This is a genomic window from Micromonospora cremea (genome assembly GCF_900143515.1).
GTDB lineage: Bacteria > Actinomycetota > Actinomycetes > Mycobacteriales > Micromonosporaceae > Micromonospora > Micromonospora cremea.
The window spans coordinates 96,826-120,237 of the sequence record NZ_FSQT01000002.1 but is presented as its reverse complement, the minus strand read 5'-3'; the positions used below and the strand labels follow the sequence as shown (position 1 = coordinate 120,237).

Sequence of the window (23,412 nt, the reverse complement as noted above, 5' to 3'; positions counted from 1 at the left end):
GATCGAGGTTCGTCCGACTCCGCCGGGTCGGTGGTTCGGATCACCGGGGCCCGGGTTTGCGGCCCTCGGGGTAATTACGTAACGTTGGCGTTGTGAAAAACGTGGCGGCGCTCTCCGGGCAGCAGCCGACGGCCGATCCGGCTGTCGGTGCGAGCCCGTCCGCGCCGGTCGTGACCACGTCAGCCGCGCTCGGCGGCGCCGCGCCGACCGAGGTCTCCACCCGGGACCGGGTCACCCAGCTGCTGCTGGAGCGGGGTGCCACCACCGCCGCGCAGCTCGGCGTGGCGCTCGGACTCAGCCCCGCCGCGATCCGGCGGCACCTGGACGCGATGCTCGCCGAGGGTGACGTCTTCGCCCGCGAGCAGACCGTGCAGGGCAGCCGCGGGCGGGGGCGCCCGGCCAAGGTCTTCCTGCTGACCGAGGCGGGCCGGGTCCGCTGTGGCACCCATCACTACGACAACATGGCCACCGCCGCGTTGCGCTGGATCGCCCGCAGCGGCGGCTCGGACGCGGTCGAGGCGTTCGCCACCGAGCAGGTGGCCGCCCTCGAGTCCCGCTGTCGGGCCGCCATGGAGGACGCCGGCGACGACCCGCTCGCGCGGGCGGAGGCACTCGCCGGAGCGCTCACCGCAGAGGGTTACGCTGCCAACGCGACCACGATCGCCTCCGGCGGTCAGCTCTGCCAGCACCACTGCCCGGTGGCGCACGTGGCCGCCGAGTTTCCCCAGCTGTGCGAGGCCGAGACCGCGGTGATCTCCCGTCTGGTCGGCACCCACGTGCAGCGCCTGGCCACCATCGCGCACGGCGACGGGGTGTGCACCACGCACATTCCGACCCAGCCGGGCCGCGCCCAATCCGGTATTCCCGTCACCACTGTGAGGACAGATAGATGACCGAGCAGATCGTCCAGCCCCTGACCCAGGAAGAGCAGCTCGCCGCCCTGGGTCGCTACGAGTACGGCTGGTCCGACCCGGACGCCGCCGGGGCGGTCGCCCAGCGCGGCATCAACGAGGCGGTGGTGCGGGACATCTCGGCGAAGAAGAACGAGCCGGCCTGGATGCTCGACCTGCGCCTGAAGGGCCTTCGGCTGTTCGGCCGCAAGCCGATGCCGGCCTGGGGCGCCGACCTCACCGGGATCGACTTCGACAACATCAAGTACTTCGTGCGGTCCACCGAGAAGCAGGCCACCAGCTGGGAGGACCTGCCCGAGGACATCAAGAACACCTACGACCGGCTGGGCATCCCGGAGGCGGAGAAGCAGCGGTTGGTCGCCGGCGTCGCGGCGCAGTACGAGTCCGAGGTCGTCTACCACAAGATCCGTGAGGACCTTGAGGAGCAGGGCGTCCTCTTCCTGGACACCGACACCGCGCTGCGTGAGCACGAGGATGTCTTCAAGGAGTACTTCGGCACGGTGATCCCGGTCGGCGACAACAAGTTCGCCGCGCTGAACACCTCCGTGTGGTCCGGTGGCTCGTTCATCTACGTGCCGAAGGGTGTGCACGTGGAGATCCCGCTGCAGGCCTACTTCCGGATCAACACGGAGAACATGGGCCAGTTCGAGCGGACGCTGATCATCGTCGACGAGGGTGCGTACGTGCACTACGTCGAGGGCTGCACCGCGCCGCTCTACTCCTCCGACTCGCTGCACAGCGCGGTCGTGGAGATCATCGTCAAGAAGAACGCGCGCTGCCGCTACACGACCATCCAGAACTGGTCGAACAACGTCTACAACCTGGTCACCAAGCGCGCCGTGTGCCACGAGGGCGCGACCATGGAGTGGGTCGACGGCAACATCGGCTCCAAGGTGACCATGAAGTACCCGGCGGTCTACATGACCGGCGAGCACGCCAAGGGCGAGGTGCTCTCGGTGGCCATGGCCGGCGAGGGCCAGCACCAGGACGCCGGTGCCAAGATGGTGCACGCCGCGCCGCACACCTCCTCGACCATCGTGTCGAAGTCGATCGCCCGGGGCGGCGGCCGCACCTCGTACCGGGGTCTGGTGCAGGTGCTGGAGGGTTCGCACCACAGCCGGAGCACGGTCAAGTGCGACGCGCTGCTGGTCGACACGATCTCCCGCTCGGACACCTACCCGTACGTCGACATCCGCGAGGACGACGTGTCGATGGGGCACGAGGCGACCGTCTCCAAGATCAGTGACGACCAGCTCTTCTACCTGATGAGCCGGGGCCTGAGCGAGGACGAGGCGATGGCCATGATCGTGCGCGGCTTCATCGAGCCGATCGCCAAGGAGCTCCCGATGGAGTACGCCCTGGAGCTGAACCGGCTGATCGAACTCCAGATGGAGGGCGCGGTCGGCTGACGCCGCCCGCCCCGCCGACCGAGCACCAGACACCGTCGTCGTAGAACAGACCAAGGAAGAAATGACTACCCAGGCTTCCGCGCCGCCCAGCACCAAGTCGCAGGCGCTGCGCTCGTACGACGTCGCCGACTTCCCGGCCCTCACCGGCCTGGAGGAGGAGTGGCGTTTCACCCCGCTCAAGCGGCTGCGCGGCCTCGCCGGTGAGCCACAGGCCGCCACCGGCACGGTCCGGCACGAGTACGGCGACCTGCCCGAAGGCGTGGCCGTCGAGCGGATCGGCACCGACGACCCGCGCGTGGGCAGCGTGCTCACCCCGGTCGACCGGGTCAGCGCGCTCGCCTACGGCGGCGCCGGTGAGGCGCTGCTGCTCAGGGTGGCCAGCGACGTCGTGGTGGGTGCGCCGGTGAGCCTGCGGGTGGTCGGTGACAGCGCCGAGGGCCTGGCCTTCGGGCACACCTTCGTCGAGGTGGGCCGGTTCGCCGAGATGACGCTGGTGCTGGAGCACGTGGGCTCGGCGACCCTGGCCGACAACGTCGAGGTGTCCGTGGCCGACGGGGCGAAGCTGACCCTGGTTACCGTCGCGGACTGGGCCGACGACGCGGTGCAGGCGCAGCACCTCAAGATCAAGCTGGGCCGGGACGCCCGGGTGACGCACGTCCAGGTCAGCCTCGGCGGTGACCTGGTCCGGCAGTACACCTCGGTGGAGTACACCGGCCGCGGCGGCGAGGCCGAGCTGTACGGCGTCTACTTCGCCGACTCCGGCCAGCATCTCGAGCACCGGCAGCTGGTGGACCACAGCGTGCCGGACTGCCGCAGCTACGTCGGTTACCGGGGCGCCCTGCAGGGCGAGGACGCGCACACCGTCTGGGTGGGCGACGTGCTGATCCGGGCCGAGGCGACCGGCACCGACACGTACGAGATCAACCGGAACCTGCTGCTCACCGACGGCGCGCGGGCGGACTCCGTACCCAATCTGGAGATCGAGACCGGCGAGATCGCCGGCGCCGGCCACGCCAGCGCGACCGGCCGCTTCGACGACGAGCAGCTGTTCTACCTGATGGCCCGGGGCATCCCGGAGGGCGAGGCCCGCCGCCTGGTGGTCCGCGGCTTCTTCGCCGAGCTGATCAACAAGATCCCGGTGGAGTCGCTGCGCGAGCGCCTCGGCGACGCGATCGAGGCCCGGCTGACCAAGGCCGGCGCCTGATGATCCGGATCTGCTCCACCGAGGACGTGCCGAAGGGCACCGCGATCAGCGCGGACGTCGACGGCACCCCGATCGCGCTGGTGCACGGCGAGGACGGCCAGTTCTACGCCGCCTACGACGAGTGCTCGCACGCCTCGGTCGCCCTCTCCGAGGGTGAGGTCGACGGCTGCACGCTCGAGTGCTGGCTGCACGGCTCGCGCTTCGACCTGCGCACCGGGCAGCCCTCCGGGTTGCCGGCCACCGAACCCGTACCCGTCTACCCCGTCGAAGTCCGCGACGGCGACATCTACCTCAGCCTGACGCCGAGTAATGGAGTGACCCGATAATGAGCACCCTGGAGATTCGCGACCTGAAGGTGTCGGTCAAGCTGCCCGAGGGTGAGCTCAAGCCGATCCTGTCGGGCGTCGACCTGACCGTCCGCTCCGGTGAGACCCACGCGATCATGGGCCCGAACGGCTCCGGCAAGTCCACCCTGGCGTACTCGATCGCCGGCCACCCCAAGTACGAGATCACCGGCGGCTCGGTGACCCTCGACGGCGAGGACGTGCTCGCCATGACCGTCGACGAGCGGGCCCGCGCCGGCCTCTTCCTGGCCATGCAGTACCCGGTCGAGGTGCCCGGCGTCTCGGTGGCGAACTTCCTGCGCACCGCGAAGACCGCCATCGACGGCGAGGCACCCAAGCTGCGCACCTGGGGCGGCGAGCTGCGCGGGGCGATGGAGCGGCTCCAGATGGACCCGGCGTTCGCCCAGCGCAACGTCAACGAGGGCTTCTCCGGCGGTGAGAAGAAGCGGCACGAGATCGTCCAGCTGGAGCTGCTCAAGCCGAAGATCGCGATCCTCGACGAGACCGACTCCGGCCTCGACGTGGACGCGCTGCGGGTCGTCAGCGAGGGCGTCAACCGGGTCCGCGACAACGGCGACACCGGCGTGCTGCTGATCACCCACTACACCCGGATCCTGCGCTACATCAAGCCGGACTTCGTGCACGTCTTCGTGGCGGGCCGGATCGTCGAGCAGGGCGGCCCGGAGCTGGCCGACAAGCTCGAGGCCGAGGGCTACGAGCGGTACGCCGCCGGGGCCGGCACGGCCCGGGCCTGAGCGGGAGAGGCGCTGCCGAGATGACCAGCATCGCGATCCCGCCCGGGATGCCGCAGTACGACGACGTGCCGCGTTTCGACGTAGCCCGGGTGCGCGCCGACTTCCCGATCCTGAACCGGGAGATCAACGGGCACCCGCTGGTCTACCTCGACAGCGCCAACACCTCGCACAAGCCCCGGCAGGTGCTCGACGTGCTCGGGGAGCACTACGCGCGGCACAACGCCAACGTGTCGCGCTCGGTGCACACCCTGGGCACCGAGGCCACCGAGGCGTACGAGGGGGCGCGGGCCAAGGTCGCCGCGTTCCTCAACGCGTCGAGCCCCGACGAGGTGGTGTTCACCAAGAACTCCACCGAGGCGATCAACATCGTGGCGTACGCCTTCTCCAACGCCTCGTTGCGCCCCGACGCTGACCCGCGGTTCCGGCTGGGTCCGGGCGACGAGGTGGTGATCTCCGAGATGGAGCACCACTCGAACATCGTCCCGTGGCAGCTGCTCTGCGAGCGGACCGGCGCGACCCTGCGCTGGTTCCCGGTCACCGATAGCGGCCGGCTCGACGAGTCCGGCCTGGACGACCTGGTCAACGAGCGGACGAAGATCGTCTCGCTGGTGCACATGTCGAACATCCTCGGCACGATCAACGCCACCTCCCGGATCACCGCGCGGGTCCGTGAGGTGGGCGCGCTGCTGCTGCTGGACTGCTCACAGTCGGTGCCGCACCTGCCCGTCGACGTGGTCGACCTGGACGCCGACTACATCGTCTTCACCGGTCACAAGATGTGCGGCCCGACCGGCATCGGTGTGCTCTGGGGCCGGGGCGAGCTGCTGGCGGCCATGCCGCCGGTCTTCGGCGGCGGCTCGATGATCGAGACGGTCACCATGGCCCGGTCGACGTTCGCCGCTCCGCCGGCCCGGTTCGAGGCCGGCACCCCGCCGATCGCCGAGGCGATCGCGCTCGGCGCGGCGGTGGACTACCTCACCGGGATCGGGATGCCGGCCATCCAGTGGCACGAGAAGGAGCTGACGGCGTACGCGCTGGAGGCCCTCGGCTCGGTGCGCGACCTGCGGATCTTCGGCCCGACCGTGCCGGTGGGCCGGGGCGGCACCATCTCGTTCGCGCTGGGTGACGTACACCCGCACGACGTGGGTCAGGTGCTCGACTCGCTCGGCGTGCAGGTGCGGGTGGGCCACCACTGTGCGAAGCCGGTGTGCAGCCGGTTCGGTGTCCCGGCGATGACCCGGGCCTCGTTCTACCTCTACACCACCACCGAGGAGATCGACGCTCTGGTGGCCGGTCTGGAGCAGGTGCGGAAGGTGTTCGACTGATGCAACTCGACCAGCTCTACCAGGAGATCATCCTGGATCACTACAAGCACCCGCACGGGCGTGGCCTGCGCGACGCCGACGACTCGGCCGACCGGGTCGCGGAGGCGCACCACGTCAACCCGACCTGCGGCGACGAGGTCACCGTCCGGGTGGCCACCGACGGCGCCGTGCTGCACGACATCTCGTACGACGGGATGGGCTGCTCGATCAGCCAGGCGTCGGCGAGCGTGCTGCACGAGCTGCTGCGCGGTCGGGGCGCGGGGGAGGCGTTCGCGGTACACGAGGCGTTCGTCGAGTTGATGTCCGGCCGTGGCCAGGTCACGCCGGACGAGGACGTTCTCGGTGACGGGGTGGCTTTCGTGGGCGTGGCCCGCTACCCCGCTCGAGTCAAGTGCGCGCTGCTGCCGTGGATGGCGTTCAAGGACGCCGCGGCACGCGCCGGTGTGGGCGTGAGCCCGGAGGTGAAGGCATGAGCGAGAACACCGCTACCGCAGCGACACCGGAGGCCGGTGACGCCACCGCGACGCCGCAGACCGACGCCGCGACGACCGACGAGGCCGCGACGACCGACGGTGCCGTGACGCCGGGTGCCGGCGACGCCGCCACCCCGGCGGCCGGCGCCAGCAAGGCCATGATCGCCGATATCGAGGAGGCGATGAAGGACGTCGTCGACCCGGAACTCGGCATCAACGTGGTCGACCTGGGCCTGGTGTACGGGGTGCACGTCGACGACGAGAACGTCGCGACCCTGGACATGACGCTCACCTCGGCGGCCTGCCCGCTGACCGACGTGATCGAGGACCAGGCCCGGCAGGCGCTGACCACCGGCCCCGGCGGCGGCCTGGTCAACGACATCCGGATCAACTGGGTGTGGCTCCCGCCGTGGGGGCCAGACAAGATCACCGACGAGGGTCGGGACCAGCTCCGTTCCCTCGGCTTCAACGTCTGAGTCGACCCCGGTCGACAGCATCGAGCGCGGCACCCGTCACGGGTGCCGCGCTCGACCCGTTCCAGCACAACCACGTCCTGCGCTGCGCTGCCTGCTGCCTGCTACCGCCGGCCCGAGTCGGCCATGATCGTGCTCGATCCTGGGTTTAGTGCCCAACTGCCGCTTGGAGGCCACTCGATCCAGGATCGAGCACGATCATGACCCGGGTGCGGTGGTGCGGTGGTGCGGTGGTGCGGTGGTGCGGTGGTGCGGTGGTGCGGTGGTGCGGTGGTGCGGTGGTGCGGTGGTGCGGTGGTGTGGTGGTGCGGTGGTGCGGTGCTGCGGTGGTTGCGGCGGAAATGCGGTGGCGTGGGGTGGAGTGGCCACGCAGGATGAGCGCATGATCGAGGCGTACCGGATGCAGCTTCCTGTCGGCGCGGCCATTGCCGAGCGTCGACAGCGCGCGCTCCGCGGTCGCGCCTCGATCCGGCACCGACGGCCGTGACCGGGGCGTTCCTCGCCGGTCTTGTCGCCGGCTACGGCGTCGCCATCCCGGTCGGCGCGATCGCGGTGCTCATCCTGGGGCTCACCGCCCGTACCTCGTTCCGGGTCGGGGCGGCCGGCGCGCTCGGCGTCGCCACCGCCGACGGCCTGTACGCGGCCGTCGCCGCCCTCGCCGGCGCGGCGGTGGCCGGCGTGGTCGCACCGGTGGCCGGTCCGCTGCGGGTGGCGGCCGCCGCGGTGCTGCTCGCGCTCGCCGCACATGGCGCCTGGCGTGCGCTGCGGCCCGCCCCGGTCACCGCTGCCCGGACCCGTCGCGGGCTGGACACCCCGCTGCGGGCGTTCGTCGGCATTCTCGCGCTGACGCTGCTCAATCCGGCGACGGTGGTCTACTTCGCCGCGTTGGTGCTCGGTCGGGGTGACGCCGCCGATCCCACCCGATCGTCGGCGGTGCTGTTCGTGCTCGGTGCGTTCGTGGCCTCGGCCAGCTGGCAGCTGCTCATCGCCGGCGGCGGCACGTTGGTCGGCCGGGTCCTCACCGGCCCTCGGGGTCGGCGGGCCACCGCCCTAACCTCCAGCGCCATCATCGCCGCCCTGGCCCTGACCACCCTCCTGGCCACCTGACCCCGCGCGCCCCACCGCCCGCCCCCGCCACCCCCGGTGATCATGAGGTTAGCGTCGTCACGACACGCCGACACCGATGACGCTAACTTCATGATCACCGGGTGGAGCCGGGGTGGGCCCGGGGTGGGGCCGGGGTGGGGCCGGGCGTGGGTGGGCGGTCGCGGGTTGGGTGGGGGTGGTGTCGTAGGTTTGGGGGATGTCGAGCCGACCCGCTGCCGGTGGTGGCCGCTGGGTGGAGGTCGATCCCGCCCGTCTCGGCCGCTGGGTCGAGGGCTTCGCCGAGCGGCACGGCCAGCCGGCCGTGACCACCGAGGACTACGGACTGCTGCTCACCGGCCCCGACGGCGCCACCGCGGAGTTGCACGCCCCACCCGGTGCCGCCGACGACCTGGCCGCCCCGCCCGGTGCCGCCGACGCCCTGCCCGCGGACGGCGACCTGCCCGGATTCCTCGCCGCCGCCGTCGCGCCACGCCGCATCGGCCTGCTGCTGGCGCGCAAGAGCGCGGTGGCGGTCGGCGTGGCCGCGGGGGAGGACCTGGTGGTCTCCAAGGTGGACAGCCGTTACGTGCAGGGCCGTACCGCCGCGGGTGGCTGGTCCCAGCACCGCTTCGCCCGTCGGCGTGACAACCAGGCGAAAGCCGCCCTCGGCGAGGCGGTCGAGCTGGCGGTACGCCTGCTGCTGCCGCAGGCCGGCACGCTCGACGCTGTGGTGACCGGAGGTGACCGGCGCACGGTGGACGGCATCCTCGCCGACCGGCGTCTCGCCCCGCTCGCCGCCCTGCGGGCCGACCGGCTGCTCGACGTGCCCGAGCCGCGACACGCTGTGCTGGTCGCCGCGGTGACCGCCGCCCGGGCGGTCCGCGTCCTGGTCCGCGATCCCGCCCCCGCCGACTGACGAGTGCCGCGGGGAAACCCTTGCAGGGGCACCGCGCCGGCGCCTGACGGGTGTTGCCGGGGCGGCCCGCGTAGCGGCACCGTCGGCGGTCCGAGCACGCCACGGGCGCCCCGACGGTCGATGCCGGCCGTCGGGACGCCCTCGTCGGTGCTGCCTCAGAGCTGGTCGGTGCCGAAGGTGTCGCAGACCTTCGGGTCGCCGCGGTCGTAGCCCTGCCGGAACCAGCGCTGCCGCTGCTCGGAGGTGCCGTGGGTGAACTGGTCGGGGTTGATCCGCCCGCCGGAGCGCTGCTGGATGGTGTCGTCACCGATGGCCTCGGCGGTCTCCACCGCCTCGCTGATGTCGCTCGGGGTGACCGAGGTGAACAGCGGCTCCTGGCCGGACTTGTCCTTGCTCTCGGTCGCGTGCTTCGCCCAGGCGCCGGCATAGCAGTCGGCCTGCAGCTCGAGCCGTACGGAGGCGGACCGGGGGCCGCTCTGCTCGCCCTGGCCGGCCCGCTCGTTGGTGCCGAGCAGGTTCTGGATGTGGTGGCCGTACTCGTGGGCGAGCACGTACGGCGCGGCGAACTCGCCCTTGGCGCCGAACCGGGAGGCCAGCTCGTTGTAGAAGCTCAGGTCGATGTACACCTGCCGGTCGGCCGGGCAGTAGAACGGGCCGACGCCGGAGTCGGCCTGGCCGCAGCCGGTGTTCACCGCGGACTGGAAGTAGTTCGTGTCGGTGGACTCGTACCGCCCGTTGCCCAGGTTCGGGTACTCCTGCTGCCAGTAGCCCTGAATGCTGTTGACGTAGAGCAGGTTGCGGCAGCGCACGTCGTCGAAGCGCTGGGCGTTGTCCCGGGAGCACTGCTGCTCCAGGTCGGTGCCGCCGGCCTGCCCGCCGCCGTCGTCGCCGTTGGTCATCGCGTTCAGGCCGAACCCGCCGCCGAGCAGGGCGACCAGCACGGCCACCACGATGCCGATCAGCCCGCCCCGACCACCGCCACCGGGCAGCGGGATGCCGATGCCGCCGCCTGACCCGCCGCCGCGGCCCAGGTCGTTGACCTGCGAGGTGTCGAGCTCGGCCCGCTCGTTGAGTTCCATGGTGACCCCGATCGCCGTATGTCCGTCACTGTCGTCTGGATGTCGCTGTGTCGCCTGAGTGCCGGACCGGGTCCGGACAACCGTTCCGGTACCCGATGATCTTGGCCGGTAATCCGGGAGGGGCGCCCAGGAGCGCCCGGTACACTGGTTGGGTGCTGCGCTGCGAAGGCTGAACCGCCCCGCGCCGTCGGGCCACCGAGCCCGCCGGCCGTTTCGCGTGCCCCGAGTCAGCCTTTGAGACCCCGAGAGCGAGCCCGAAGAAATGATCACTGCCACCGGCCTGGAGCTGCGTGCCGGCTCCCGGATCCTGCTGTCCGACACCACCCTGCGAGTGCAGCCCGGTGATCGGATCGGCCTGGTCGGTCGCAACGGCGCCGGCAAGACCACCACCCTGAAGGTGCTCGCCGGCGAGGGGCAGCCGTACGCCGGGCAGATCGACCAGCGCAGCGCCATCGGCTACCTGCCGCAGGACCCACGCACCGGCGACCTGGAGGTCACCGGGCGCGACCGGGTGCTCTCCGCGCGCGGCCTGGACGTGCTGATGTCCCAGATGCAGGAGATCGAGGCCCAGCTCGCCGAGGACGCCAACGAGAAGCTGGTCCGCCGTTACGGCGCGCTGGAGGACCAGTTCGCCGCCCTGGGTGGGTACGCCGCCGAGGCCGAGGCCGCGCGGATCTGCGCCAACCTCGGCCTGCCGGACCGCGCGCTGGCGCAGACCATCGGCACCCTCTCCGGCGGTCAGCGACGGCGCATCGAGCTGGCCCGGATCCTGTTCCGGGACGCCGGCGAGAACGGTGGCGGCATCCTGCTGCTCGACGAGCCCACCAACCACCTCGACGCGGACTCGATCACCTGGCTGCGTGGCTTCCTCGCGAACCACAAGGGCGGCCTGATCGTGATCTCCCACGACGGCGCGCTGCTGGAGTCGGTGGTCAACAAGGTCTGGTTCCTCGACGCCACCCGGTCCGTGGTCGACGTGTACAACCTGGGCTGGAAGGCGTACCTGGAGGCGCGCGAGACCGACGAGCGCCGCCGCCGCCGGGAGCGGGCCAACGCGGAGAAGAAGGCCGGCGCCCTGATGGCGCAGGCCGACAAGATGCGGGCCAAGGCCACCAAGACCGTCGCCGCGCAGAACATGGCCCGCCGGGCGGAAAAGCTGATCTCCGGCCTGGAGGAGGTGCGGGTCGCCGACCGGGTGGCCAAGGTGCGCTTCCCCAACCCGGCGCCCTGCGGCAAGACCCCGCTCACCGCGACCGGCCTGTCCAAGTCGTACGGCTCGCTGGAGATCTTCACCGACGTCAACGTGGCGGTGGACCGTGGCTCCCGGGTGGCCATCCTGGGGCTCAACGGCGCCGGCAAGACGACGCTGCTGCGGATGCTCGGCGGCCTGCTGACGCCGGACACCGGTGAGGTGCACGCCGGGCACGGGCTGCGGCTGGGCTACTACGCCCAGGAGCACGAGACGCTGGACGTGGAGCGGACGGTGCTGGAGAACATGCGCGCCGCCGCCGTCGAGCAGTCCGACACCGACCTGCGCAAGATTCTCGGCGCGTTCCTCTTCTCCGGCGACGACGTGAACAAGCCGGCCGGGGTGCTCTCCGGCGGCGAGAAGACCCGGCTGGCCCTGTCCACCCTGGTTTGTTCCGGCGCCAACGTGCTGCTGCTCGACGAGCCGACGAACAACCTCGACCCGGTCAGCCGGGAGCAGGTGCTCGACGCGATCGCCAACTACCCGGGCGCGATCGTGCTGGTCACCCACGACCCGGGCGCGGTGCTGGCGCTCAAGCCGGACCGCGCCATCCTGCTGCCGGACGGCGACGAGGACGCCTGGAGCGACGACCTGCTCGAGTTGGTCGAGCTGGCCTGACCGCTCCCGGCCGCCGCACGTCAGGAAGGGCCCCTTCTCATCGCCTCGCGATAAGAAGGGGCCCTTCCTTACACCCGGGCCTCCCTCAGCCGAGCAGGTCGATCAGCCGGCCGAGCACGCCGGAGCTGACCAGGATCACCAGCCCGATGCCGACGAAGATCGCCGGCACCAGCCAGTGGCCGGCGCGCTCGACCAGCCGGACGATCCGGGGGTGCCCGCCCAGCCAGGCCGCGGCGGCGCACCACAGCGCGATGAGCAGCACGAAGACCAGCAGGAAGACCGCGCTGTCGGCGGGGCCGAGGGCCCGGAACACGGGTACGTAGACGGCCACGTTGTCGGCGCCGTTCGCGATCGTCACCCCGGCCACCCCGAGCGTGGAGGCCACCACGACCGGTTCCTCGTCACCGTCGTGCTGGACGAGGGCGCGGACCCCGAGCGCGATCGGCAGCAGCCCGAGCAGCCCGGTCCACGGGTCGGGCACCACCAGCAGGCCGGCGGCGACCACCACGCTGGCCAGCGCCAGGGCCCCGATGCCGAGGTACTGCCCGGCCACGATCTGCCGGACCCGCGGTCGGCCGGTGCGGCGGGCGGTGACGAAGAACAGCGTCAGGATGACGATGTCGTCGATGTCAGTGGCGGCGAAGACGACGGCCGCCCCGGCCGCGCTGCCCAACAGGTCGATCACGACCGCAGGGTACGGGTCGTCGACGGACATCGCCGGACGGCGATGGTGGTACGCCCGGCCGGTGCGGCGGGACCGATCGCCAGGATCACTCTATCGGGAAGCTGACATTGCATAGCGTGTCGGTTGGCGAAGAGTTGATATCTGGCGCATGATCGTTCGAGACGGTCTAATAGGTGGGACCGTATCCGAACCGCACAGTCTGGGACGTGAGGACACAGCATGGCAGCCACTGGCACAGCCACCAGCACTGAGAAGGGTCGCCGGATCATCGGAGCCGAGCGTCAGACGCTCGCCAAGGACCTGGTAAAGCGGTACACCTCGGGGGAGAGCATCCGCGCGCTGGCGGCCTCGACCGGCCGTTCCTACGGGTTCATCCACCGAGTGCTCACCGAGTCCGGGGTGCAGCTGCGCCAGCGCGGCGGTGCCCGGCGCCGCAAGAAGGCGTGACCCGCCCCCCAGCGTCGTCCATCACCGCCGCTCCCCGGGCCGCCCGGTGACCGCCGAGGCGACCGGGGTTCGGCTGACCTGCGACGGGCCGGTTGCCACGGTGACGTTGTGCCGGCCCGACGTGCTCAACGCTCAGACTCCCGCGATGTGGCGGGCGATGAGCGACTTCTCCCGCGACCTGCCCGGTGACGTGCGGGTGGTGGTGGTCCGGGGCGAGGGGCGTGCGTTCTCCGCCGGTCTCGACCTCTCCGTGGCCGGCGCTTCCGGACCGGGGTCCTTCGCCGAGCTGGCCACGCTGCCCGAGCAGGAATGCGCGGACCGGATCGCCGAGTTCCAGGCCGGCTTCACGTGGCTGCACCGGCCGGATGTCATCTCTGTCGCGGCCGTGCACGGTCACGCGATCGGTGCCGGGTTTCAGCTCGCGCTCGCCTGTGACCTGCGGGTCCTGGCCACCGACGCGAAGCTGTCGATGGCCGAGGTGACCCTCGGTCTGGTGCCCGACCTGGCCGGCACCAAGCGGCTCGTCGAGCTGGTCGGCTATGCCCGTGCGCTGGAGATCTGCGCGACCGGGCGTCGGCTGGACGCCGCCGAGGCGGACCGCATCGGGCTGGCCACCCTGGTCGTGCCGCCCACTGAGCTGGACGGCGCGGTCCGCGACCTGACCGCCGGCCTGCTCGCCGGCGCCCGCGACGCGGTGGTGGAGATCAAGGCGTTGCTCGCCGGGGCGGCCGGGCGGTCGCACGCCGACCAGCAGCGCGCCGAGCGGGAGGCACAGACCCGCCGGCTGCGCGACCTCGCCGGCCAGGGAGAATAGTAAGGACCGTACGGGAAGATCCGGGTTACGACCGAGGTTGTCACAGTCGTCGGGAGAATTGACCTGACGATACGGTCCGCCCGACGACCCGGAGGTGAGTGGTGTCCAACCCGATGTCCGGCGGTGGCATGGCGGGATGGAGCATGCTCCGGTCGATGCGTAACCGGGACGAGGTCTCCACCCACCGGCTGAAGCACGGGGTGGCCCGGCGGATCGTCGCCTTCGCCCAGCCCTACCGGCGCGACATCGTGGTCTTCCTGGCCACCGTGGTGCTGGCCGCCATCATCGGCGTGGCCACTCCGGTGCTCGCCGGCGACGTGATCAACGCGATCAACCGGGGCGGCACCGAGGCCGGCCGGCTGGTGGTCAAGCTGGCCTTGTTCATCGCCGCGCTGGCGGTCGCCGACGCGCTGCTCTCGCTGGCCCAGCGCTGGTATTCCGCCCGGATCGGCGAGGGCATCATCCTCAACCTGCGCACCCGGGTCTACGACCACGTGCAGCGGATGCCGTTGCAGTTCTTCACCCGCACCCAGACCGGCGCCCTGGTCAGCCGGCTCAACAACGACGTGCTCGGCGCCCAGCGGGCGTTCACCTCCACCCTGTCCGGGGTGGTCAGCAACGTCATCCAGCTGGTGCTCACCGCCGCGGTGATGTTCACCCTCTCCTGGCAGATCACCGCGCTCTCGCTGGTGCTGCTGCCGATCTTCATCATTCCGGCCCGCCGGGTCGGCCGGAGGCTGGCCGACATCACCCGCGAGGCATACAACCTCGACGCCAAGATGAACGCGACCATGACCGAGCGGTTCGGGGTGGCCGGCGCGCTGCTGGTGAAGCTCTTCGGCCAGCCCGAGATCGAGGCCCGCCGGTTCGCCGGCCGGGCCGAGCGGGTGCGCGACATCGGCATCCAGTCCGCCATGTACTCGCGGACGTTCTTCGTGGCGATGCTGCTGGTCGCCTCGCTGGCCCAGGCGCTCACCTACGGGCTCGGCGGCTGGCTCGCGGTGACCGGCGGTGTCAGCGCGGGCACCGTGGTGACCCTCGCGCTGCTGCTCACCCGCCTGTACGGCCCGCTCACCGCGCTCTCCAACGTCCGGGTGGACGTGATGAGCGCGCTGGTCTCCTTCGACCGGGTCTTCGAGGTACTCGACCTGAAGCCGGGCATCGTGGAGAAGCCCGACGCGGTGCCGGTGCCCCGGGGCACCGGCCGGGTCGACTTCCGTGACGTGCGGTTCCGCTACCCGAGCGCCGCCGAGATCTCCCTCGCCTCGCTGGAGGAGGTCGCCACGCTCGACCGCACCGTCAACGAGCCGGTGCTCAAGGGTGTCTCGTTCAGCGTCGAGCCGGGGCAGATGATCGCCCTGGTCGGCCCATCCGGCGCCGGCAAGTCGACGCTGTCCATGCTGATTTCCCGGATCTACGACGTCACCGACGGGCAGGTGCTGGTCGGCGGGGTCGACGTGCGCGACGCGACGCTCGCCTCCCTGCGCGACGAGATCGGTGTCGTCACCCAGGATTCGCACCTGTTCCACGAGACGATCGCCGAGAACCTGCGCTACGCCAAGCCGGACGCCACCGACGACGAGATCTGGGCCGCGCTGGCCGGCGCCCAGGTCGCCGACCTGGTCCGGTCGCTGCCCGATGGGCTGGACACCACCGTGGGGGAGCGCGGCTACCGGTTCTCCGGCGGCGAGAAGCAGCGCATCGCGATCGCCCGGCTGCTGCTCAAGGCCCCGTCGATCGTGATCCTCGACGAGGCGACGGCGCACCTGGATTCGGAGAGCGAGGCGGCGGTGCAGCGGGCGCTGTCGGTGGCGCTGGCCGGGCGGACCGCACTGGTGATCGCGCACCGGCTCTCCACCGTCCGCGACGCCGACCAGATCCTGGTCCTGGACGGCGGACGGATCGTCGAGCGTGGGCGGCACGAGGAGCTGGTCGCGGTCGGCGGGCTCTACGCCGAGCTGTACCGGACCCAGTTCGCGGTCGCCGACTCGCCCACCCCGTACGTCGACGCGACCGGGCCCGAGCCGGTGATCATGCCGTTGGGCACCTACGTCGCCGACGAGGCGCTGCCGCCCGCTGTGGCGAACTGACCAACCGGGCGGCGCACCGGGTCAGCCCGGGCGGCGGTCCGGCAGGCCGGTCGCCAGGCGCAACTCGGCGAACGCGGCGCCCAGGGTCGCCGGCGTGAAGTGCGCGTTCAGCCCGCTCGGGTTGGGCAGTACCCACAGCCGCGCCCCGGCCAGCGACTCCGGCTGCGGCCCGAAGGTGGCCTTCGGCCGGCCGAACCCGATCCGGTACGCCGTCACACCCACCACCGCCACCCAGCGCGGCCGGTACCGGGCGACCGTGGCGGTGAGCAGTCGGGCCCCGTCGAGAAGCTCCTCGGTGGTCAGCTCGTCGGCGCGGGCGCTGGCCCGGGCGGCCATGTTGGTGATGCCGAGGCCGAGGGCGGGCAGCTCGTCCTGCTCGCTCGGGTGCAGCAGGCGAGGGGTGAATCCTCCCCGGTGCAGCGCGGGCCAGAACCGGTTGCCGGGTCGGGCGAAGTGCCAGCCGGTGGCGGCCGACCAGAGGCCGGGATTGATGCCGACGAAGAGCACCGCCAACCCCGGCGCGAGAACGTCGGGGATGGTCCGGTCCGCGGCGGCGGCCAGCTCCGCCAGGGTCGGTCGGGGGTGCCCGGTCGGATTGCTGGCTCGCCGGACCGGATCGGGTGTCACAGCCCGCGCAGCGCGCCACCGTCGACCGGCACGGTGAGGCCGGTCAGGTAGCTCGCGGCGGGGGAGAGCACGAACGCGGCCACGCGACCGAACTCGGCCGGGTCGCCGATACGCCGCAGCGGGATGGCGGCCTCCGCCTCGACGCGGGCCCGCTCCGGGTCACCGGTGGCGGCGAACAGCTGCCGGTTGCGGTCGGTCAGGATCCGGCCGGGCAGCAGGCCGACCACCCGCACGCCGCGCGGGCCGTAGTCGTCGGCGATGTCCTTGGCGACACCGACCAGACCGGGCCGCAGGCCGTTGGAGATGCCGAGGCCGGGCACCGGGCCGCGGGCCGAGGTGGAGAGCACCAGCCCGATCGCGCCGCCCTCGGGCAGCGCGCCGGCGATCGTGCGTACCGCGCGCACGGTGCCCAGGAAGACCGTCTCGAAGGAGTCTCGCCACTGCTCGTCGCTGATCGACGCGGCGTTGCCCGCGGGCGGGCCGCCGACCGAGATCAGTGCGCCGTCGAGTCGACCGAAGTGCTCGCGGGCCGTCTTGATGAGCTGCCCGGGGGTCTGCGGGTCGGCGAGGTCCGCGGCCAGGCCGACCGCCCGCTCCGGCCCGCCCAGCCGTTCGGCGGCGGCGGCCACCGCGTCGGCGTCCCGGGCCGCGAGCACCACCCGGGCTCCGTCGGCGACCAGGCACTGCGCCGTCGCGTAACCCAGGCCACGGGAGGCGCCGGTGAGGACGTACACCCGGTCGGTCAGTCCGAGATCCATGCCGCCGATCCTGCCGCATCCGGTACGCCGTCGCCACCAGCGGGCTGCGCCGCCGGTGGACGCGGGGCGGGGCGCAGCAGGCATACCCGGCCGGCGATCTGCACCGCGACGGCGCCGCCGGCGCGGGCCACCGCCGGCAGCCGACGCGGCCGCGGCGCCCCGCGCCCGTCGTAGCGCAGGCCCGCCTCCCGGGCGGCCAGCTCCTCCGCGCCGGCCGGGGGCAGCGCGCCCCGTTCGCGGAGTGCCCGGGCCAGGTCCCAGCCGTCGCGCAGCGACCCGACGGTGGGGCGGTTGGCGGCCCAGCCGGCGAAGGTCGACGGCCAGCCGGCGCCGAGACCGGCGGCGAGCAGAGGCCAGTGCCGGGCCACCTCGCCGGCCCGCTTGCGCAGCAGCGCCGCCCGGGTGGCGGCCAACGGCGCCGGTGCGAACCCGGCCGGCGGCGGCCCTCCGGCGACCAGCGCAGCGACCAGCTCCGCCTGCCGTTGGGCGAGCCCGCCGGTGGTCCGGTCGCCGGCGTCGAGCGGTCCGTCGCCGGTGGGCCTCGACGCGCCGGTCATGTCACGGTCGGGAAGCTCGCGGCAGCGGCCAGGGCGTCCAGCTCGGCGCGGAGCTGGTCCGCCGGCGGGTAGTCGCCGTCGCGCTCGAGCAGCAGCGCCGGCGGTCGCCGCCGGGCGCAGAGCGCGCCGACCAGCTCCAGCACCGCCGGTGGCACCGGGTCGGTGTGCGTGTCGTGGTAGAAGCCGCCGTGCTCCGCGCCCCCGGCCACGTGCACGTATCCGACCCGGTCCAGGGGCAGCCGGTCCAGTAGCGCGAGCGGGTCGGTGCCCCGGTTGCGGGCGTTGGCGTGCACGTTCGCCACGTCCAGCAGCAGCAGTGCCCCGGTCCGGTCCAGGATCTCGGTGAGGAAGTCCGCCTCGTCCAGCTCGTCGTCGGGCCAGTCGACCAGGGCGGCGATCGGTTCCAGCGCGATGGGCACCGGCAGGTCGGCCTGTGCCCGGGCGACGTTGGCGCAGACCGCGTCGACCGCCTCCCGGCTGCGCGGCAGCGGCAGCAGGTGCCCGGCCTCCAGGCCGCCGGCCCGGACGAAGGCGATGTGCTCGCTGACCAGCGGGGCGTCGACCCGCTGCGCCACCGCGGCCAGGTGGGCGACCCGGGCCGGGTCGACCGGCTCGGCGCCGCCGAGGGAGAGCCGCACCCCGTGCGGTACGACGGTCACCGCGCGTTCGCGCAACTGCGTCAGGCCCGGCGGGAGCGGCCCGGTCGCCGGCACCGACTCGGCCACCACCTCGACGAAGCGCAGGCCGGGCAAGTCGGCCACGAAGCCGGCGATCTCCGGGCGCCAGCCGATGCCCACGCCGTACGGGCCGGTCATCCGCCGCACCCTCCGCCGCCGCCGCATCCACCGCCACCACCGCACGAGCTTCCGCCACTGCACGAGCTGCCCCCGCCGTCGCCCGACGCACCGCCGCTGGAGCCCGACCAGCCGCTGCCGGGCGCCGCCTGGCGCTGGATCTCGGCCTGCTCGGCGAAGCTCGGGTCGAGGGCCCACAGCGACACGGTGCCGTACAACGCCACGCCCATCGCCGCGCCCGCCGCGCCATAGGTGGCGAAGGCGGGGGACGAGGCGGGGGCCAGGTGGGTGTGCTGGCGGCGCACGTCGCGCAACGCGGCCCGACCGGCGCGGGTGCGCTGGGGCACCAGGCGTAGCAGCAGGGCGGCGACGAGGACCGGGATCAGGACGAGCATCAGGTAACCCACCGGGCGGTCGTTGAACAGGCCGGAGACCAGCCGGAACACGCCGAGACCCAGCAGGACGAACACGAACCCCGCCCAGCGGCGGGCGGTGTCGTACTGCGCCTTGCTCCGCAGCAGGCCGCGCTGCTCGAGACCGGCCTGGAGCTGGTCGAGCGCCTCGCGGACACGCCGGTCCTGCGGCAGGTCCGCGGTCCGGGCCCGCTGGTGGGCGGCCCAGTGGATGGCCTGGTCCAGTGGTGTCAGCCCGGACGGCGTCGGGCCGGTGGTGAGCAGGCGGCGGTCCGGGCCCACGCCGATCGCGCCGCTGCCGCGCAACCCGCCGAGAGCGGCGTGCACGGCGAGCCGGGGGCCACCGTTGAGGTACGCGACCTGCTGCGGGCCGAGCGGACCGGTCGGGGCGTCCACCGATCCGGCAGCGAGGCGGACGCGGTAGAACACCGCGAGCGCCACCGTCACGGCGGTCGCCACGAGGTAGAGCCGGAGGAAGGTCGGGCCGGGGATGCCCCAGGTGTCGCCCGACGCGGCGTAGACGATCATCGGCTGCTCCCTGTCGCCGGAGGTGTCGGCGGCCTCATTGTGGAGCAGCGCCGCCACGGTCGGCAGCCCGGTGTCCGGGTAGGACGTTCAGCGGCGGTGGGACCGCTCAGCGGCGGCGGACCGCCTCCTCGACCAGGTCGAGCACGGGACCCAGGTCGCCGGCCGGTCGACCCATCGCCAGGTGCAGCACCAGGCCGTCGTACGCCAGCTCCAGGAACTGGGCCAGCACGTCGATCGACACGTCCTCGCGCAGCACCCCGGCGTCACGCTGACGGGCCAGCCGGTCCCGGGTTGCCTCGGCGATCGCCGCGGACCGCTCCGCCCAGCGCCGGGCGAACGCCGGGTCGGTGCGCAGCCGGCGGGAGACCTCCAGCTGGCTGCCGAGCCAGCCGGTGGTGTCGGGGGAGACGGCGCCGGCCAGCAGGTCGCGCATAACCTGCACCAGACCGTTGCGGGCCACCGTCTCGACCATCGCCGCGGCGTCGTCCTCGGCGACGGCGAGGAAGAGCGAGTCCTTGTCCCGGAAGTGGTGGAAGATGGCACCCCGGGAGAGTCGGGTGGCCTCCTCGAGGCGGCGTACGGTCGCCCCCTCGTAACCGTGCCGGGCGAAACAAGACCGCGCGGCGGCGAGGATCTCCTGCCGGCGCGCGTCGAGCTGGTCCTGGCTTACTCTGGGCACGCGTCGATCGTCGCAGGTCACCCCGCGTCACGCAAACCGTACGTACGGCTTGGTATATCGCCCGAGCCGGCACCGCTACCATCGCCCCGTGACCCCGCCCCGCACCCCCGCCGCACCCCTGACCGTGGCCACCGTCCAGGCGACGCCGACACCCGGCGACGTCGCCGGCAACGCGGTCGCCGCCGCCGACCTGGTCCGCCGGGCCGGTGGGCAGGGCGCACGGGTAGCCGTCCTGCCGGAGCTGTACCTCTGCGCGTACCACCCGCCGACCCTCGCCGCGGACCCGGCGGGCACCGACGTGACGGCCGACCCGGCCGGGGCGGTCGCCGACCCCCGGCTCGATCCGCTGCGCGCGGCAGCGCGCGAGGCCGGCGTCACCGTGGTGGTCGGCGCCGCGGCCCGGCACCCGGACGGCCGGCGGACCATCGCCGCGCTGGTGGTCGACCGGGCCGGCGCGGTCCGCATCGGGTACGACAAGCAGCAGCTGTGGGGCGGCGAACGCGACCTGTTCAGCCCCGGTGGGCGGGGTGCCACGCTGCTCGTCGAGGACTGGCGGCTCGGGCTGGGCATCTGCTACGACGGCTGCTTCCCCGAGCACGGCCGCGCCGCCGCTCTCGACGGCGCGCACGGTTACCTCTGCCCCAGCGGCTACCTGGCCGGCTCCGAGCACCGCCGGGACCTGTACTACGCCGCCCGTGCCCTGGACAACACCATGTTCGTGGTCTTCGCCAACGCCGTCGGGGGCGCCGACCCGTGGTGCTTCAACGGTGGCGCGGCGATCTACGACCCGCAGGGGCGGGTGCTGGCCCGGGGCGCCGACGAGGGCACGGCGGTGCTGGTGGCGACCTTGGACCCGGCCGCGCTCGCCGCCACCCGGGCGGCCCACTCGATGCTCGCCGATCGGCTGCCGGACCAGGGCGGCCAGCGGGCGTCGATGTCCGGCTGAGCCCCCCGTCAGGTCGGCACCCGCCGGACCTGTTGGCGGACACGTCGGTCCCGTAGGGTGCCCGAGTGCCACTGCTCCTGCTGGACCTGGACAACACCCTGCTGGATCGGGCCGGGCCGTTCCGCCGCTGGGGTGAGCGCTTCCTGGACGGCATCGGCGCGCCCCCCACCGACATCGACTGGCTGATCTCGATCGACGCCGACGGGTTGACCGACCGCTGGGACCTGGCGGACGCCATCCGGGACCGCTACGAGCTGCGCATCCCCTCGATCGACCTGGTGGAGGAGCTGCACGACGGGGTGGTGGCGCAGACCCGGCTCGATCCGCTGACCGCCTGCGCCCTGCGGATCGCCGACGACGCCGGCTGGGTGCCGGTGGTCGTCTGCAACGGCACGGTACGCGTGGAGGAAGCGAAGATCCGCCAGACCGGCCTGGACCGCTACGTGGCCGACTGGGTGATCTCCGAGGAGGCCGGGGTCAGCAAGCCGAACCCGCGGATCTTCGCGCTCGCCGCGCAGCGGGTCCGGATGCCGCTGCGCGGCGCCTGGGTCGTCGGCGACAGCCCGGAGGCGGACATCGGCGGCGCTGCCGCGGTTGGGCTGCCCAGCGTCTGGCTGCACCGGGGGCGTACCTGGTCGGACACCCGGTTCGCGCCGAGCCGATCGGTGGACGGGCTGATCGCCGCGGTCGCCACCGTGCTCGGCGGCTGAGGGGCGCCCCGCGCGCGTGCCGCCGCTCGGGCTCGGGCCGCCCGTGGCGGCGTTTCGGTAATTCGGTTGACCGGCTGCCGGGCGACGGCGAACATGGTCGGCGCATCGTGCACCCGGGCGTACACCCGGTCGAGGAGAGGGGGTCGGTCATGGCCGTCTTCGCAGGTCGCTTCCAGCTGCCTTCATCAGCCTCGACCAAGGGAACCTCACCACAGTGCGCGATCACGACCTTCCGGCGCTGGAGCGCCGGACCCGCGGCAAAAGTCGCTTCGACGACGACGAACCGCAGTTTCTGAAGCGCGGGCGGCCCACCGAGCCGCCCGCCGACCCCGACGGCGAACCTGACCCGGACACCGGCGACCGCTGGTCGTCCTGGGACGACGCCGTGCACGGCCCGCAGCCGTACCCGGACTGGCTGGTCACCGAGCTGGCCGCCAAGGACACTGAGCTGGGTGTGCTGAAGACCGGCAAGGAGGCGGACGTGCACCTGGTCCGCCGGGCGGTGCCCGACACGGACCGGTCCTGCCTGCTGGCGGTCAAGCGCTACCGGGATCCTGAGCACCGGCTGTTCCACCGGGACGCCGGCTACCTGGAGGGCCGGCGGGTACGCCGGTCCCGCGAGAACCGCGCGATGGCCGGCCGGACGGCGTTCGGCCGGCAGATGATCGCCGGGCAGTGGGCCGCGGCCGAGTTCGCCGCCCTGACCCGGCTCTGGGAGATCGGCGCCGGCCACGACCGGATCGCCGTGCCGTATCCGGTGCAGCTGCGGGGCACCGAGTTGATGCTGGAGTTCGTCGGCGACGCCGAGTCGGGGCTGGCCGCGCCCCGGCTGGCCCAGCTGCGGCCCGACCCGGCCGAACTGCGTGACCTGTGGGGCCAACTGGTGGAGGCGCTACGGGTGCTGGCCCGGGCCGGCTACGCGCACGGCGACCTGTCGCCGTACAACCTGCTCGTGCACAACGGTCGGCTGGTCGTGATCGACCTGCCGCAGGTGGTCGACGTGGTGGCGAACCCGCAGGGGCCCGAGTTCCTGGCCCGCGACGTGCGGGTGGTCGGCACCTGGTTCGTGGCCCGGGGGCTGGCCGCCGAGCGGGCCGATCCCGGCGCGCTGACCGGGGAGCTGCTGCGCGAGGCGGGCGTTCGCTGACCGGGCCGGTCGGGCGGCCCCACCGGCCGCCCGACCCCCGCGTCGGTCATTGCAGGTAGCGCTCCACCTCGGGCTTGGGGCGTTCGCCCTGGGAATCCGGGTCGCCGTGGGTCTGCCGGGCCGCCCGCCGACGGCGCAGCAGGTCCCAGCACTGGTCGAGGGACTCCTCCAGGTCGCGCAGCCGCTGGCTGGCCTCGCCCTCGGTGCCCGACTCGTGGGCCTGAGCCGCCGCACGCAGCTTGTGTTCCTCGTCGACCAGTTCGGAGATCCGGTTCAGGATGGTCTTGTCGTCCATGACAAGAGCCTGGCACAGGGTGCCGGGTGTCGCCCGGATTCGGTCGTTCCGCCGGGTCGGCGCGCATGGTGCGGGTGACG

General features: G+C 72.6%; 26 protein-coding genes. 17 read left to right on the top strand and 9 right to left on the bottom strand.

Annotated features, from left to right (window positions below; genetic code table 11):
* Window positions 1-92: 92 nt before the first annotated feature.
* The 10 genes from BUS84_RS13920 (at window position 93) to BUS84_RS13875 (ending at window position 8,896) form a co-directional block, all read left to right on the top strand.
* Window positions 93-893, top strand: a complete 801-nt coding sequence (locus BUS84_RS13920; protein WP_425293454.1) for a helix-turn-helix transcriptional regulator — start codon at window positions 93-95, stop codon at window positions 891-893.
* The gene (sufB, locus tag BUS84_RS13915) at window positions 890-2,320 is read left to right on the top strand and encodes a Fe-S cluster assembly protein SufB (protein WP_074312771.1); all 1,431 of its coding nucleotides are present in this window, start codon (window positions 890-892) and stop codon (window positions 2,318-2,320) included. Before BUS84_RS13920 ends, sufB begins: the two co-directional genes overlap by 4 nt.
* A gap of 61 nt (window positions 2,321-2,381) precedes the next feature.
* The gene (sufD, locus tag BUS84_RS13910) at window positions 2,382-3,524 is read left to right on the top strand and encodes a Fe-S cluster assembly protein SufD (protein WP_074312769.1); all 1,143 of its coding nucleotides are present in this window, start codon (window positions 2,382-2,384) and stop codon (window positions 3,522-3,524) included.
* A complete protein-coding gene (locus BUS84_RS13905) occupies window positions 3,524-3,850 on the top strand; it encodes a non-heme iron oxygenase ferredoxin subunit (protein ID WP_074312767.1) in 327 nt (108 codons plus the stop codon). Before sufD ends, BUS84_RS13905 begins: the two co-directional genes overlap by 1 nt.
* Window positions 3,850-4,623, top strand: coding sequence for a Fe-S cluster assembly ATPase SufC (gene sufC, locus BUS84_RS13900; RefSeq protein WP_074312765.1), 774 nt, complete (start codon window positions 3,850-3,852; stop codon window positions 4,621-4,623). The genes BUS84_RS13905 and sufC overlap by 1 nt, the downstream gene beginning before the upstream one ends.
* Window positions 4,624-4,643: 20 nt before the next feature.
* Window positions 4,644-5,948 carry a cysteine desulfurase gene (locus BUS84_RS13895; RefSeq protein ID WP_074312763.1) on the top strand — a complete coding sequence of 435 codons (1,305 nt, stop codon included), beginning with the start codon at window positions 4,644-4,646 and terminating at the stop codon, window positions 5,946-5,948.
* Window positions 5,948-6,421 carry a Fe-S cluster assembly sulfur transfer protein SufU gene (sufU, locus tag BUS84_RS13890; RefSeq protein ID WP_074312761.1) on the top strand — a complete coding sequence of 158 codons (474 nt, stop codon included), beginning with the start codon at window positions 5,948-5,950 and terminating at the stop codon, window positions 6,419-6,421. Before BUS84_RS13895 ends, sufU begins: the two co-directional genes overlap by 1 nt.
* Window positions 6,418-6,897: a metal-sulfur cluster assembly factor gene (locus tag BUS84_RS13885; protein ID WP_074312758.1), complete on the top strand. Its 480-nt coding sequence runs from the start codon at window positions 6,418-6,420 to the stop codon at window positions 6,895-6,897. Before sufU ends, BUS84_RS13885 begins: the two co-directional genes overlap by 4 nt.
* Window positions 6,898-7,377: 480 nt before the next feature.
* Entirely contained in the window at window positions 7,378-8,001 is a 624-nt protein-coding gene (locus tag BUS84_RS13880) for a LysE family transporter (RefSeq protein ID WP_074312757.1), read from the top strand.
* A gap of 196 nt (window positions 8,002-8,197) precedes the next feature.
* Window positions 8,198-8,896: an acVLRF1 family peptidyl-tRNA hydrolase gene (locus tag BUS84_RS13875; protein ID WP_074312756.1), complete on the top strand. Its 699-nt coding sequence runs from the start codon at window positions 8,198-8,200 to the stop codon at window positions 8,894-8,896.
* A 155-nt stretch (window positions 8,897-9,051) separates the two neighbouring features.
* On the opposite strand, the gene ypfJ is transcribed toward BUS84_RS13875, so the two are convergent.
* Entirely contained in the window at window positions 9,052-9,975 is a 924-nt protein-coding gene (gene ypfJ, locus BUS84_RS13870) for a KPN_02809 family neutral zinc metallopeptidase (RefSeq protein ID WP_074312755.1), read from the bottom strand.
* 262 nt (window positions 9,976-10,237) lie between these two features.
* Between ypfJ and BUS84_RS13865 the strand changes: the two genes are divergently transcribed.
* Window positions 10,238-11,842 carry an ABC-F family ATP-binding cassette domain-containing protein gene (locus BUS84_RS13865; protein ID WP_074312754.1) on the top strand — a complete coding sequence of 535 codons (1,605 nt, stop codon included), beginning with the start codon at window positions 10,238-10,240 and terminating at the stop codon, window positions 11,840-11,842.
* Between the two features lie 85 nt (window positions 11,843-11,927).
* On the opposite strand, the gene BUS84_RS13860 is transcribed toward BUS84_RS13865, so the two are convergent.
* The gene (locus BUS84_RS13860; protein ID WP_074318784.1) at window positions 11,928-12,527 is read right to left on the bottom strand and encodes a cadmium resistance transporter; all 600 of its coding nucleotides are present in this window, start codon (window positions 12,525-12,527) and stop codon (window positions 11,928-11,930) included.
* Window positions 12,528-12,746: 219 nt separating this feature from the next.
* Between BUS84_RS13860 and BUS84_RS13855 the strand changes: the two genes are divergently transcribed.
* From BUS84_RS13855 to BUS84_RS13845, 3 genes are all read left to right on the top strand, one after another.
* Window positions 12,747-12,974 carry a helix-turn-helix domain-containing protein gene (locus BUS84_RS13855; RefSeq protein WP_074312753.1) on the top strand — a complete coding sequence of 76 codons (228 nt, stop codon included), beginning with the start codon at window positions 12,747-12,749 and terminating at the stop codon, window positions 12,972-12,974.
* Between the two features lie 46 nt (window positions 12,975-13,020).
* On the top strand, window positions 13,021-13,788 hold the full coding sequence (locus BUS84_RS13850) for an enoyl-CoA hydratase/isomerase family protein (protein WP_074312752.1): 768 nt from the start codon (window positions 13,021-13,023) through the stop codon (window positions 13,786-13,788).
* Between the two features lie 113 nt (window positions 13,789-13,901).
* Window positions 13,902-15,878 carry an ABC transporter ATP-binding protein gene (locus BUS84_RS13845; RefSeq protein WP_074318783.1) on the top strand — a complete coding sequence of 659 codons (1,977 nt, stop codon included), beginning with the start codon at window positions 13,902-13,904 and terminating at the stop codon, window positions 15,876-15,878.
* A 21-nt stretch (window positions 15,879-15,899) separates the two neighbouring features.
* On the opposite strand, the gene mug is transcribed toward BUS84_RS13845, so the two are convergent.
* The 6 genes from mug to BUS84_RS13815 form a co-directional block, all read right to left on the bottom strand.
* A complete protein-coding gene (gene mug / locus BUS84_RS13840; protein WP_074312751.1) occupies window positions 15,900-16,505 on the bottom strand; it encodes a G/U mismatch-specific DNA glycosylase in 606 nt (201 codons plus the stop codon).
* Window positions 16,502-17,263 (bottom strand): SDR family oxidoreductase, encoded by a 762-nt coding sequence (locus tag BUS84_RS13835; RefSeq protein WP_074312750.1) that lies wholly within the window; start codon window positions 17,261-17,263, stop codon window positions 16,502-16,504. Before BUS84_RS13835 ends, mug begins: the two co-directional genes overlap by 4 nt.
* Complete coding sequence (locus tag BUS84_RS13830; protein WP_244298574.1) at window positions 17,248-17,820, bottom strand: SCO6045 C-terminal-like domain-containing protein; 573 nt, start codon at window positions 17,818-17,820, stop codon at window positions 17,248-17,250. Before BUS84_RS13830 ends, BUS84_RS13835 begins: the two co-directional genes overlap by 16 nt.
* Window positions 17,817-18,635 (bottom strand): MbnB/TglH/ChrH family RiPP precursor modification enzyme, encoded by an 819-nt coding sequence (locus BUS84_RS13825; RefSeq protein WP_074318781.1) that lies wholly within the window; start codon window positions 18,633-18,635, stop codon window positions 17,817-17,819. The genes BUS84_RS13830 and BUS84_RS13825 overlap by 4 nt, the downstream gene beginning before the upstream one ends.
* Window positions 18,632-19,555 carry a TIGR04222 domain-containing membrane protein gene (locus BUS84_RS13820; RefSeq protein WP_074318782.1) on the bottom strand — a complete coding sequence of 308 codons (924 nt, stop codon included), beginning with the start codon at window positions 19,553-19,555 and terminating at the stop codon, window positions 18,632-18,634. Before BUS84_RS13820 ends, BUS84_RS13825 begins: the two co-directional genes overlap by 4 nt.
* A gap of 106 nt (window positions 19,556-19,661) precedes the next feature.
* A complete protein-coding gene (locus BUS84_RS13815; RefSeq protein ID WP_074312749.1) occupies window positions 19,662-20,234 on the bottom strand; it encodes a TetR/AcrR family transcriptional regulator in 573 nt (190 codons plus the stop codon).
* 88 nt (window positions 20,235-20,322) lie between these two features.
* Between BUS84_RS13815 and BUS84_RS13810 the strand changes: the two genes are divergently transcribed.
* The 3 genes from BUS84_RS13810 (at window position 20,323) to BUS84_RS13800 (ending at window position 23,037) form a co-directional block, all read left to right on the top strand.
* Window positions 20,323-21,180 (top strand): carbon-nitrogen hydrolase family protein, encoded by an 858-nt coding sequence (locus BUS84_RS13810; RefSeq protein ID WP_074312747.1) that lies wholly within the window; start codon window positions 20,323-20,325, stop codon window positions 21,178-21,180.
* A gap of 65 nt (window positions 21,181-21,245) precedes the next feature.
* On the top strand, window positions 21,246-21,890 hold the full coding sequence (locus tag BUS84_RS13805; protein WP_074312745.1) for an HAD family hydrolase: 645 nt from the start codon (window positions 21,246-21,248) through the stop codon (window positions 21,888-21,890).
* Window positions 21,891-22,104: 214 nt separating this feature from the next.
* Window positions 22,105-23,037, top strand: coding sequence for a serine protein kinase RIO (locus BUS84_RS13800; RefSeq protein WP_074312743.1), 933 nt, complete (start codon window positions 22,105-22,107; stop codon window positions 23,035-23,037).
* Window positions 23,038-23,083: 46 nt separating this feature from the next.
* Here the strand turns inward: BUS84_RS13800 and BUS84_RS13795 are convergent, their stop codons facing one another.
* On the bottom strand, window positions 23,084-23,332 hold the full coding sequence (locus tag BUS84_RS13795) for a DUF2630 family protein (protein WP_074312741.1): 249 nt from the start codon (window positions 23,330-23,332) through the stop codon (window positions 23,084-23,086).
* Window positions 23,333-23,412 lie beyond the last annotated feature (80 nt).